Source organism: Microbacterium sp. A84 (assembly GCF_051842815.1).
Lineage (GTDB): Bacteria > Actinomycetota > Actinomycetes > Actinomycetales > Microbacteriaceae > Microbacterium.
This window is the reverse complement of sequence record NZ_JBPXMS010000004.1, coordinates 228,222-239,395: the sequence shown is the minus strand read 5'-3', so window position 1 is coordinate 239,395 and position 11,174 is coordinate 228,222. Positions and strand designations below refer to the sequence as shown.

Below are 11,174 nucleotides of genomic sequence, written 5' to 3'. Positions count from 1 at the left end.
TGAAGGAAATGCACATGACCATCGATCTGACCCAGCGTCTCAAGGACCGCGTTGCGATCATCACCGGCGGCGCGAGCGGCATTGGGTTCGCGACCGCACGCCGCTTCGCCGCCGAGGGCGCGTTCGTCGTCATCGCCGATATGGACCCCATCGCCGGCGAGGCCGCTGCCAGCGAAATAGGCGGTGTTTTTCGTCCAGTGAACGTGGCCGACGAAGCCATGGTGAACACCCTGTTCGACGGCGTCGCCGAGGAATTCGGCCGCATCGATATCGCATTCAATAATGCCGGTATCTCACCGGCATCCGACGACTCGATCGAGACCACCGAACTGCCGGCCTGGGACCTCGTGCAGGACGTCAACCTGAAGAGCGTCTACCTGTGCAGCCGCGCAGCCCTTCGTCACATGGTTCCAGCCGGACGCGGGTCGATCATCAACACGGCATCCTTCGTTGCGCTGCTCGGATCGGCCACCTCGCAGATCAGTTACACCGCCTCGAAGGGGGGAGTGCTGGCGATGTCGCGTGAACTCGGCGTGCAGTTCGCCCGTCAGGGCATCCGCGTGAACGCGCTGTGCCCAGGACCGGTCAATACGCCGCTGCTGCAGGAGCTGTTCGCGAAGGACCCTGAGCGCGCGCAGCGCCGCCTCGTGCACGTGCCGATGGGTCGGTTCGCCGAGCCAGAGGAGTTGGCGGCGGCCGTCGCCTTCCTCGCCTCGGATGACGCATCGTTCATCACCGGCAGCGCCTTCGTTGTCGACGGTGGCATCACAAACGCGTACGTCACGCCGCTGTGAGTGCCGGCTGTGAAGTCGGCTTTGAGAAAATGAGACCATGAGCGAGAACCCACGCGAGCGCGACCTCATTGAGGTTCGCAAGGCCGTTTTTCGGCCGCTCCGGCGTGGCAATGCGCTGGAGGACACGGTTGCACGGCTCGTGCAGACGGTGCGTCTCGGAGTGGTCGCCCCCGGAGATTCGTTGCCGCCGGAGCGGGAGCTCGCCGCGTCCTACGGGGTGAGCCGCGACACCGTGCGCGAAGCGATCCGCGAGCTCGCCGATGCGGGCTACCTCGAGCCTCGGCGCGGCAGGTACGGCGGCACCTTCGTCGCCGACCCGCTGCCGATGCCCGCTGATTCCGGACACACGGACCCCGCGGAGCTCGATGACGTGTTGGGGTTGAGGTTCGTGCTGGAGAGCGGCTCAGCCCGGGCCGCAGCCGGGCGCACACTCGACGCCGGCACGAGAGCTCGGCTGTGGGCACGACATGAGGCGGCGCTGCCGGCAGGACCCGAGGAATACCGTCGTTTGGACACGCTGCTACACCTGGAGATCGCCGAGGCCACCGGCATTCCGTCGCTCGTGGCGCTCGTCGCCGAGAATCGGGCGCGGATCAACGCCTGGCTCGACACTTTCCCGTTGCTTCCGCGCAATATCGAGCACTCCGGTGAGCAGCATGATCGGATCATCACGGCCATCCTGATGGGACAGCCGGACGCCGCGGAAGACGCGATGCGCGACCACCTCGCCGGATCCGAGGCGCTGCTGCGGGGTTTCCTGGCCTGAGGGGCGCCCTTCGCGGCTCGGCGTGGCACGGATGCAGGGCGATCGGACGCCTGCAGGGCGAAATCACGGTGTTTCGCCTTGCATCCGTGCTTTGGTACTGCAAGTGTGCAAGGTTCAGGGCGTTTCGAGCGGCCCGAGCACTGCGCTCGCCGCGGTGGAGTGCGCCGATTCCGGATCAGACGGGTGAAACATCCCCGCGATCACGTCGCGGTAGAGGCGAGAGAGCTCGTTCGAGGAGAAGTACGCGCTGCCGCCCGCGGTGAGGATCGCCTGATCCACCACATGCTTGGCCATCACCACAGCGCGGTGCTTCGTGCCGGAAAGCAGCGTGAACCAGCGTGCACCGTGATCACCCTGCTCATCGACGTCTCGGGCGAGGGAAGCGATCTGCGGAGGCAACGCGTCGTATGCGAGGCTCATGTCGCCGATGCGCCAGCGGATGTCCGGGTCCTGGCTGTACGCCAGTCCGGTCTTCTTGGAGCGTCTCTTCTGGACGGCCTCGGCTGCGAGGTCAAGCGCCCGGCGAGCGATGCCGGTGTACACCGAGGCGAGCAGCAACTCGAACACGCTGAAGATTCCGAAGATGATCGGGTCAGCGCTGGGGCCGGGTGCGATGCGGCGCACGACGTGCTCTGCTGCGGCGACCGCACCGTCGAGACGGGTGGTCCGGCTCTGCGTCGCCCGCATGCCGAGAGTGTCCCAATCGTCGCTGGTCGTCACCGCGTCCGTGCGGTCGATGAACGCGAACACGAGCTTCGGAGCATCCGCATCGGTGGTATCGAGACCATGCAGGCCGAGTTTGTCCCACACCGGGGCGAGTGAGGTGAAGATCTTCGTGCCGGTAAAGGAATAGGAGCCGTCGTCGTGAGGCGTGGCTGAGGTGTCGCTTCCGAACAGCACGAGGTCATTGCCGCCCTCGCTGATTCCGAAGGCGAAGACCTCGCCGCGCGCGGCGCCGTCCTGCACGAACTCCATCCCCGCGACGCCGCGGTCGCTGAAGACCTTGGCGACACCGGTCCAGACCAGGTGCATGTTGATCGCGAGCGCCGTGGCGGGAGATGCGGTTGCCAGTCGCTGTTGCAGAATCGCTGCCTGCTCCAAGCCGAGTCCGGCACCGCCGCGTTCGGTGGGCACAAGGATCTTCAGGTATCCGGCATCCCGAAGCTCGTCGAGATCCTGTTCCGGAAAGGTGTTCTCCCGGTCGTGGATCGGCGCCCGGTCGCGGATGCGCTCGAGCAGATCGTCCGGCAGAAAGGTGGTGGGATCGAATGTCATGCGAGTGCCTCCAGAAGTTGACGGATGGTCTCATCCGGCTTGTCTCGGTGCGGGGAGTGCCCGGCGCCGGCGACGACGGACATCGAAATGTTCGCGTTCGACGCCAGCACACTCTCGGCGGTGTGGCCGGTGAACAGGCTGTAGACCTTCGGATCCGCGCCGATGATGTGCGTGGGGATCGACAGTCGCGCGGCATCCGCTCGCACATCCCACGGCTGGTTCTGGGCGCTGGTCTGCTCCACAGCCCAGCCGCTCGCGCGCGTGACGGCATCGACTTTCAGCTCATTGTCCTGCGGGTGCCAGTGCGGATGCTCTTGCTGCACGGCATCGATGCGATTGTCCGCGAACGCGCGCTCCTGACTGCGCCGGATGATCGAGGCGTCGCGGTCCTTGACGAGGATGGCCGGGTCGATCAGAATCAGCCGGTCGGTCCAGGAGGACGCGGATGCCGCGGCCATAGTGCTCGCCGCACCACCGAGTGAGTGTCCGATGACGGCATCCCAGGCGCCCCTTCGAGTCGGGCCGATCGCTGCGAGGTCACCGGCATACGCGCCGATCGTGTAGTCCAGTGTTCGTGGTGCTTCACCGTGACCGCGCAGATCGACGGCTACCGCGTGCCATCCGGCGTGCGCGAGCGCATCGCCGAGACGCCACATGAGAGCCCCAGAGGATCCGAGCCCGTGCACGAGGAGAGCAGTTCTGGGCGAGTCGGGTGCGCCCCAGGAGAGATGAGGCAGCTGAACAGGTGCGGGCATAGGACCAGCCTACGAGCGTCAGAGCCAGCGTGCTCAGTCGATGGGTGGCATGTCCGCGGCGATCGTGAGCACGCGCTCCGCCGAGACGTGCCCCGCCTGCAGTCGCTCTGCCATCGGCAGGCCATCCAGCGTGGCGGCGAGGAAGCCCGCAGCGAATGCGTCGCCGGCGCCGACCGGTTCGACGACGTCCACGACGGGGGCAGCCACGAACACCGGATCGACGTCACCGTCGAATGCGGTGGCGCCGATGTCGCCGTCCTTCACGACCAGCAGTGCGCAGTCCGGCAGGAATGCGCGGATCTCCTCTGCGGTGGCCGTGCCCCAGATCCGCTCCGCCTCGTCACGGCCGACGAAGGCGATGTCGGCGGCATTCGCGAGGCGAGCGAGCGTGGCCGCAGCATCCGCCAGCGACCACAGTGCACGGCGATCATTCACATCGAACGAGACCAGCGCACCGGCGGCGCGTGCATCAATGAAGAGTTGATCGACCATCTGGCGGCAGGTGGCGGAGAGGGCGGGAGTGATGCCGGTGGTGTGCACGATCCTGACCCCCGCAATGCGCTCCGCGGAGAGGTACCCGGCATCCATGCGGGATGCCGCGGAGCCGCGGCGGTAGTAGTGCACGGCAGAACCCTCAGCTCCCGGGTCCTTGAACATGACGCCAGTCGGTGCCTCCTGATCGAGCTCGACCCAGAGTTCCACGCCGCGTCGTTCCAGTTCCGAGGAGATGCGCACACCGAGAGGATCATTGCCCAGACGCGAAGCCCATGCCGCGCACCGGCCGGCAGCGGCGAGCCCCGCAGCGACGTTCGACTCAGCGCCGGCGAGTCCCAGCGATGCCGTGCGTGCCTGGGAGAGCGCAGCATCCGTAGGTGTCACGAGCGCCATCGTCTCGCCGATGCAGACGATCTCGGGTATGGAAGAAGGGTTCATGAAGGGGTAACCGCCACGGGTTCAGTGTCAGGGAATGGGCTGGGGTCTCGATGGCGCAGGTCGGGGAGTGCCCGAACAAATACCACGGCGACGATGACACCGACGATAGCGAACAGTACGGCTGCCAGGTACGCGCCCTGCGGTCCGCCGGTGCCGTCGACGAGGAATCCTGCGATGGCGGAGCCGGATGCGGCGCCCATGAGCTGGCCGGTGCTGGCCCAGCCGAAGGCTTCTGCCGTCTCGCTGAACTTCACGCTGGCCGTGGTGATGGCGAACATCACGGCGAGAGCAGGGGCGATGCCGAGACCCGCGAGGAACAGCGCGCCGCCCAGCCAAAAAGCGTTGAGCATCACCATGGTCAAGGCAAGGCCCACCGTCACGAGGATCAGGCGCCGTGCCATCGCCCATGGCCCGATCGGGATGTGCCCGAATGACAGTCCGCCGACGAGGCTTCCGGCGGCGAAGACCGCCAGTACGACGCCGGCCTTGAGGCTGCCGTGCTCGAAGGTGGCGACCACACCGACCTCTACGGCAGAACAGGCGCCGATCACGAGGAACCCGATGACAGTCGCCAGCGCCACAGGTGGTCTCATCAGCACGCGGCCGAAGGCGCGACGGCTGCGGGGGATACGCACACGACCGACTTCGGGAGAGGTGATGAACCAGCTGCATCCCAGCACCAGGATGATCGCGACCAGCATCAGCCCCTCGGTGGTGCCGATCTGAGTGGACACCAGAGTGATGACGACGGGGGCGAGGATCCAGATGATCTCCTGCAGGGACGCGTCCAGCGAGAACAGCGGTGTCAGCTGCGATGAATTGACCAGCTTGGGATAGATCGTGCGCACCGCCGACTGAACCGGCGGAGTCGACAGCCCGACCATGAGGCCGAAGGCCATATAGCCGGCCAAGTTGAGGGGGAGCAGGCCCAGCGCAAGTACGGCGAGCGTGCAGACGGTGGCGGTGAGAGTGAGTACTCGACGCATGCCCCACACGCCCATCCAGCGGCTCGTGACAGGGCCGGACACTGCTTGGCCTACCGAAGTCGCCGCAAGCACGAGGCCGGCGGCGCCATACGAGCCGGTCTGCTGCTCGACATGCAGCAGGATCGCCAGCGATGCCATGCCGCTGGGGAAACGCGCCGTCAGCTGAGCTGCGATCATGCGCCCCACTCCAGGGGTGCGAAGAAGGTCTCGATATCCCGCCACAAGGCAACGTTACTGGGCATCGGCAGCGGAACCCGGGTGGGTGTGATGGAGACACGCCGCGACACGCCGGAGGGGCTTGTCCACAGGAAATTGGATGTCGGAACCCCCGCGTAGCGTGCGACCTGTGGATAGATTTCTGAACGGCTTTGGAGAACCGCGAGATCATGCGCTTCGCGGGGTCTGAAACTCTTTCCGCGGCTGTGGATGAAATGGTGGACAACCTGTGTTGTACCAGTGGAGAGCGGTGGAAAACTACAGGGATGTAACTACTAGCCCTTGTGGTCAGTCTCAATGTCCGTACCTATATGTAGTATTGAAGTCCCGGTGGGGGGTCTGCCGGAAAATCTAGATTTGAGGGGAAAAAGATGTCGATTACGGTCTACACGAAGCCTTCCTGTGTTCAGTGCAACGCGACCTATCGCGCGCTGGATGCACAGGGCATCGAGTACGAAATTCACGACCTCTCTGAAGACGCTGCGGCGCTCGAGCGGGTCAAGGCGCTCGGCTACATGCAGGCGCCCGTCGTCGTCACTGACGAGGACCACTGGTCGGGCTTCCGTCCCGACAAGATCAACGAACTCGCTTCTCGCTTGGCATAAGGATTCGTCATGAGCGCCGTTGCGACTGCCGCGCCGCTCCTGGTCTATTTCTCCAGCATCTCGGGTAACACGGCCAGGTTCGTCGACAAGCTCGGTCTGCCTGCGCAACGCATCCCGTTGCACCGCAATGAAGAGCCTCTTCTCATCGATGAACCCTTCGTGCTTGTCACGCCAACGTATGGCGGAGGGCAGGGGCGTGATGAGGAGAAGGGTGCTGTACCCAAACAGGTGATTCGGTTCCTCAATGAAGAGCGAAACCGGCGTCATATTCGCGGAGTGATCTCCGCAGGAAATACCAACTTCGGTGAGTCGTTCTGTCTCGCCGGAGAGATCATCAGCCGCAAGTGTGATGTGCCGCACTTGTATCGGCTTGAAGTATTCGGCACGCAAGACGATGTTGATCGCGTGAGCGACGGATTGGAACGATGGTGGGTATCGCAGTTGAAGAGCATGCAGGGCATGACACCGTGACCGAGCGGGTGGCGTTCAAGGCCAACCCCGCGTACGAGGGACTCGACTATCACTCGCTCAACGCGATGCTGAACCTTTACGACGCGGACGGCAAGATCCAGTTCGGTGCCGATAAGCGTGCTGCGCAGGAGTACTTCCTGCAGCACGTGAACCAGAACACGGTGTTCTTCCACTCCCTCAAAGAGCGCCTGGACTACCTGGTCGAGAAGGAGTACTACGAGGGTGCTCTCATCGAGAAGTACTCGATGGAGTTCATCCAGAAGCTCAACGACCTCGCCTACTCGAAGAAGTTCCGCTTCGAGACCTTCCTCGGCGCGTTCAAGTACTACACGAGCTACACGCTGAAGACCTTCGATGGCAAGCGCTACCTCGAGCGCTTCGAAGACCGCGTCGTGATGACTGCTCTGGGTCTCGCTGACGGTGAGGAGCAGGTCGCGATCGATCTGGTCGAGGAGATCATCTCCGGCCGGTTCCAGCCCGCGACGCCCACCTTCCTCAACTCGGGCAAGGCGCAGCGCGGCGAACTCGTCAGCTGCTTCCTGCTGCGTATCGAAGACAACATGGAGTCGATCTCCCGCGGGATCAACTCCTCGCTGCAGCTGTCCAAGCGTGGCGGTGGCGTGGCGCTGCTGCTGTCGAACATTCGTGAGTCCGGTGCGCCGATCAAGCAGATCGAGAACCAGTCCAGCGGCATCATCCCCGTCATGAAGCTTCTCGAAGACAGCTTCAGCTACGCCAACCAGCTTGGTGCCCGCCAGGGTGCAGGTGCGGTCTACCTGAACGCACACCACCCCGACATCATGCGCTTCCTTGACACCAAGCGTGAGAACGCTGACGAGAAGATCCGCATCAAGACGTTGTCGCTGGGCGTCGTCGTTCCCGACATCACGTTCGAGCTCGCCAAGAATGGCGAAGACATGTACCTGTTCTCGCCGTATGACGTCGAGAAGGTCTACGGAGTGCCCTTCGGTGACATCTCGGTCACCGAGAAGTACCGCGAGATGGTTGATGACCCTCGCATCAAGAAGACGAAGATCAATGCGCGTGAGTTCTTCCAGACCATCGCTGAGATCCAGTTCGAGTCCGGCTACCCGTACATCATGTTCGAGGACACGGTCAACAAGGCGAACCCGATCAAGGGCCGCATCAACATGTCGAACCTCTGCAGCGAGATCCTGCAGGTGAACACGCCGACCACGTACAACGAGGACCTCTCGTACGACCAGATCGGCAAGGACATCTCGTGCAACCTCGGCTCGATGAACATCGCGCTGGCGATGGATGCCGGTGACCTGGGTAAGACGGTAGAGACGGCGATCCGGGGGCTCACCGCAGTCAGCAACCAGAGCCACATCGCCTCGGTGCGCTCCATCGAGGTGGGCAACGACCGCTCGCACGCCATCGGCCTCGGCCAGATGAACCTGCACGGATACCTGGCTCGTGAGCACGTGCACTACGGCTCTGAGGTCGGCATCGACTTCACGAACATCTACTTCTACACGGTGCTGTTCCACGCGTTGCGTGCATCGAACATGCTGTCCATCGAGCGTGGCGTGTCCTTCGACGGGTTCGAGGACTCCACCTACGCGTCGGGTGAATTCTTCGACAAGTACATCGAGCGCACCTGGGAGCCCGAGACCGAAAAGGTCAAGGAGCTTTTCGCTGGAATGCACATCCCCACCCAGGCTGACTGGGCAGGGCTCAAGGACAGCATCCAGAAGCATGGCATCTACAACCAGAACCTGCAGGCGGTGCCGCCGACCGGCTCGATCTCGTACATCAACAACTCCACGAGCTCGATCCACCCGATCGCGTCGAAGGTTGAGATCCGCAAGGAAGGCAAGCTCGGCCGCGTCTACTACCCGGCGCCGTTCATGACGAACGACAACCTCGAGTACTACGAGGACGCGTATGAGATCGGCTACGAGAAGGTCATCGACACGTACGCTGCGGCCACGCAGCACGTTGACCAGGGCCTCTCGCTGACGCTGTTCTTCAAGGACACCGCCACCACGCGTGACATCAACCGGGCCCAGATCTACGCATGGCGCAAGGGCATCAAGACGATCTACTACATCCGCCTCCGCCAGATGGCACTCGAGGGGACCGACATGGCCGAATGCGTCAGCTGCATGCTTTAATGCCCGCTGATCAGGGATTTTTGTAAAAGAGAGAAGCAGGATGACTCCCGTACCGAAGCTCAAGCTGGTCGACCACGTACAGGCGATCAACTGGAACCGCATCGAAGACGACAAGGACCTCGAGGTCTGGAACCGTCTGGTGAATAACTTCTGGCTGCCCGAGAAGGTGCCGCTGTCGAACGACATCCAGTCGTGGAACACGTTGACGCCGGAAGAGCAGCTCATGACGATGCGGGTCTTCACCGGTCTCACGTTGCTCGACACGATCCAGGGCACCGTTGGTGCGGTGTCACTGATCCCTGACGCGATCACTCAGCATGAGGAAGCGGTGTACACCAACATCGCGTTCATGGAGTCGGTTCACGCGAAGAGCTACTCGTCGATCTTCTCGACGCTGTGCTCGACCAAAGAGATCGATGAGGCCTTCCGGTGGTCCTCCGAGAACGTGAACCTTCAGAAGAAGGCTCAGATCATCATGAACTACTACACCGGTGATGACCCGCTCAAGCGCAAGATCGCCTCGACGCTGCTGGAGTCGTTCCTGTTCTACTCGGGCTTCTACCTGCCGATCTACTGGTCGTCCAAGGCGAAGCTGACGAACACGGCTGACCTGATCCGCCTCATCATCCGTGACGAGGCTGTGCACGGTTACTACATCGGCTACAAGTTCCAGAAGGGTCTCGAGAAGGAGACCCAGGAGCGCCGTGATGAGCTGAAGGAGTACACCTTCAACCTCATGTATGAGCTCTATGACAACGAGGTGCAGTACACGCAGGACCTCTACGACGGCGTCGGCCTCACCGAAGACGTCAAGAAGTTCCTGCACTACAACGCCAACAAGGCGCTGATGAACCTCGGCTACGAGGCGATGTTCCCCTCCACGCTGACGAACGTGAACCCGGCAATTCTGTCGGCGCTTTCACCCAACGGCGATGAGAACCACGACTTCTTCTCGGGGTCTGGCTCGTCGTACGTCATCGGCAAGGCCGAAGCGACAGAGGACGACGACTGGGACTTCTAAGAGCTTCTCTTTGAGTCCCGGCTGAAAGCCTGGTCAGAGGCCCGGATCTGCGAAATCTCGCGGGTTCGGGCCTTTTCCGTGCCCTCTTCGATACGGCAGAGGAGCCACCCGAAATTTGGGGTTAGTGCGCGATTGCCGCCAGGAGCGTCTCGAGGCCGATGCTTCCCAGGCCGAGCGCTCGGGGTCTCTCACATGTGTACGAGAATAGGTGGTGGCGGTCGAGGCCACACCCGACTCTCGACCATTTCGACAAGCAAGAGAGGTCAACATGACATTCCCGGTTCTCCAAGACAAGGTCATCATCGTCACTGGTAGCGCTCAGGGCATGGGGGCTGCTACCGCGCGCTTGGCGGCGGCTGCGGGCGCGAAGGTGATCGTTGCCGATTTCAATGAAGCCGGTGGTCAAGCCGTGGTCGACAGCATCAAGGCCGAAGGTGGCGAGGCTACGTTCGTGATGACGGATGTATCCGACTCCGCATCCGTTGAAAACATGGTGAAGAAGACCGTCGAAGCGTATGGACGCCTCGACGGCGCTGTCAACAACGCGGCGCTCAAGCCCGACACCTCGCCGCTCTCAGAATTGGATGACAGCTACTTCGACCGTCTCATCGGAGTCGATCTCAAGGGCGTGGCGCTGTGCCTCAAGTTCGAGTTGCGGCAGCTCATCGAGCAAGCACAAGGTGGATCGATCGTGAATATCTCCTCGACTAACGCGTTCCGCCCGCAATACAACCAGGGCGTCTACACGGCGGCCAAGCACGGCGTCGTCGGCCTCACCAAAAGCGCTGCGCTCGAGAACGGTTCACACAACATCCGGGTCAATTCAGTCGCGCCCGGCGCGATCGAGACTCCAATGCTCTTCGAGTCGATGGCAGACAACAACCTCAAGGCTGAAGACGTCGCGCCAACTCTGTCGGTGCTCAACCGCTTCGGAAAGCCCGAGGAAGTCGCCGAAGGTAGCGTCTGGCTGCTCTCCGATAGCTCAAGCTATGTGACCGGCTCAGTGCTGCACATCGACGGCGGCTACACCGGCCGCTAGTTTGAATTGAACCGCTCAAATCCCGGTGCGTCGTACCCCGATGTCCTGTGGAACGTTCCCGTTGCGGGACTCATCGAAGTCCTGCAACGGGAGTAGCGAGCGGCGGTTGTCAGCGGATAGTTTCGGGCTGTCGTTGAATGGGGCGTTATATCGCGGGCGGCGTTGAAAAGCT

Annotated in this window: 11 protein-coding genes; 7 read left to right on the top strand and 4 right to left on the bottom strand. The window is 62.7% G+C overall.

Going from position 1 to position 11,174, the window contains the following annotated elements:
* Positions 1 to 14 precede the first annotated feature (14 nt).
* Positions 15 to 794: a 3-oxoacyl-ACP reductase gene (locus tag ACSU04_RS15950; protein WP_439290253.1), complete on the top strand. Its 780-nt coding sequence runs from the start codon at positions 15 to 17 to the stop codon at positions 792 to 794.
* 37 nt (positions 795 to 831) lie between these two features.
* Positions 832 to 1,560 carry a FadR/GntR family transcriptional regulator gene (locus tag ACSU04_RS15945; protein ID WP_439280662.1) on the top strand — a complete coding sequence of 243 codons (729 nt, stop codon included), beginning with the start codon at positions 832 to 834 and terminating at the stop codon, positions 1,558 to 1,560.
* Between the two features lie 114 nt (positions 1,561 to 1,674).
* Here the strand turns inward: ACSU04_RS15945 and ACSU04_RS15940 are convergent, their stop codons facing one another.
* The 4 genes from ACSU04_RS15940 to ACSU04_RS15925 are packed head-to-tail and all read right to left on the bottom strand — an operon-like array spanning position 1,675 to position 5,686.
* Positions 1,675 to 2,835: an acyl-CoA dehydrogenase family protein gene (locus ACSU04_RS15940; protein WP_439280661.1), complete on the bottom strand. Its 1,161-nt coding sequence runs from the start codon at positions 2,833 to 2,835 to the stop codon at positions 1,675 to 1,677.
* Complete coding sequence (locus tag ACSU04_RS15935; protein ID WP_439280660.1) at positions 2,832 to 3,590, bottom strand: alpha/beta fold hydrolase; 759 nt, start codon at positions 3,588 to 3,590, stop codon at positions 2,832 to 2,834. Before ACSU04_RS15935 ends, ACSU04_RS15940 begins: the two co-directional genes overlap by 4 nt.
* A gap of 33 nt (positions 3,591 to 3,623) precedes the next feature.
* Positions 3,624 to 4,523: a sugar kinase gene (locus ACSU04_RS15930; RefSeq protein WP_439290252.1), complete on the bottom strand. Its 900-nt coding sequence runs from the start codon at positions 4,521 to 4,523 to the stop codon at positions 3,624 to 3,626.
* A complete protein-coding gene (locus ACSU04_RS15925; protein ID WP_439280658.1) occupies positions 4,520 to 5,686 on the bottom strand; it encodes an MFS transporter in 1,167 nt (388 codons plus the stop codon). The genes ACSU04_RS15930 and ACSU04_RS15925 overlap by 4 nt, the downstream gene beginning before the upstream one ends.
* Positions 5,687 to 6,096: 410 nt before the next feature.
* Here ACSU04_RS15925 and nrdH point away from each other — a divergent pair, with 410 nt between their 5' ends.
* The 5 genes from nrdH (at position 6,097) to ACSU04_RS15900 (ending at position 11,002) form a co-directional block, all read left to right on the top strand.
* Positions 6,097 to 6,330 (top strand): glutaredoxin-like protein NrdH, encoded by a 234-nt coding sequence (gene nrdH, locus ACSU04_RS15920; RefSeq protein ID WP_439280657.1) that lies wholly within the window; start codon positions 6,097 to 6,099, stop codon positions 6,328 to 6,330.
* A gap of 9 nt (positions 6,331 to 6,339) precedes the next feature.
* Positions 6,340 to 6,801 (top strand): class Ib ribonucleoside-diphosphate reductase assembly flavoprotein NrdI, encoded by a 462-nt coding sequence (gene nrdI / locus ACSU04_RS15915; protein WP_439280656.1) that lies wholly within the window; start codon positions 6,340 to 6,342, stop codon positions 6,799 to 6,801.
* Positions 6,756 to 8,942 carry a class 1b ribonucleoside-diphosphate reductase subunit alpha gene (gene nrdE / locus ACSU04_RS15910; protein ID WP_439280655.1) on the top strand — a complete coding sequence of 729 codons (2,187 nt, stop codon included), beginning with the start codon at positions 6,756 to 6,758 and terminating at the stop codon, positions 8,940 to 8,942. Before nrdI ends, nrdE begins: the two co-directional genes overlap by 46 nt.
* 40 nt (positions 8,943 to 8,982) lie before the next feature.
* Positions 8,983 to 9,963, top strand: a complete 981-nt coding sequence (gene nrdF / locus ACSU04_RS15905) for a class 1b ribonucleoside-diphosphate reductase subunit beta (protein ID WP_439280654.1) — start codon at positions 8,983 to 8,985, stop codon at positions 9,961 to 9,963.
* A 268-nt stretch (positions 9,964 to 10,231) separates the two neighbouring features.
* The gene (locus ACSU04_RS15900; RefSeq protein WP_439290251.1) at positions 10,232 to 11,002 is read left to right on the top strand and encodes an SDR family NAD(P)-dependent oxidoreductase; all 771 of its coding nucleotides are present in this window, start codon (positions 10,232 to 10,234) and stop codon (positions 11,000 to 11,002) included.
* The last annotated feature ends 172 nt before the right edge of the window (positions 11,003 to 11,174 follow it).

Excerpts from the sequence above, each read along its gene's own strand:
- ACSU04_RS15950 (WP_439290253.1), top strand. The coding sequence starts at position 15 with ATGACCATCGATCTGACCCAGCGTCTCAAGGACCGCGTTGCGATCATC.
- ACSU04_RS15945 (WP_439280662.1), top strand. The coding sequence starts at position 832 with ATGAGCGAGAACCCACGCGAGCGCGACCTCATTGAGGTTCGCAAGGCC.
- ACSU04_RS15940 (WP_439280661.1), bottom strand. The coding sequence starts at position 2,835 with ATGACATTCGATCCCACCACCTTTCTGCCGGACGATCTGCTCGAGCGC.
- ACSU04_RS15935 (WP_439280660.1), bottom strand. The coding sequence starts at position 3,590 with ATGCCCGCACCTGTTCAGCTGCCTCATCTCTCCTGGGGCGCACCCGAC.
- ACSU04_RS15930 (WP_439290252.1), bottom strand. The coding sequence starts at position 4,523 with ATGAACCCTTCTTCCATACCCGAGATCGTCTGCATCGGCGAGACGATG.
- ACSU04_RS15925 (WP_439280658.1), bottom strand. The coding sequence starts at position 5,686 with ATGATCGCAGCTCAGCTGACGGCGCGTTTCCCCAGCGGCATGGCATCG.
- nrdH (WP_439280657.1), top strand. The coding sequence starts at position 6,097 with ATGTCGATTACGGTCTACACGAAGCCTTCCTGTGTTCAGTGCAACGCG.
- nrdI (WP_439280656.1), top strand. The coding sequence starts at position 6,340 with ATGAGCGCCGTTGCGACTGCCGCGCCGCTCCTGGTCTATTTCTCCAGC.
- nrdE (WP_439280655.1), top strand. The coding sequence starts at position 6,756 with ATGGTGGGTATCGCAGTTGAAGAGCATGCAGGGCATGACACCGTGACC.
- nrdF (WP_439280654.1), top strand. The coding sequence starts at position 8,983 with ATGACTCCCGTACCGAAGCTCAAGCTGGTCGACCACGTACAGGCGATC.
- ACSU04_RS15900 (WP_439290251.1), top strand. The coding sequence starts at position 10,232 with ATGACATTCCCGGTTCTCCAAGACAAGGTCATCATCGTCACTGGTAGC.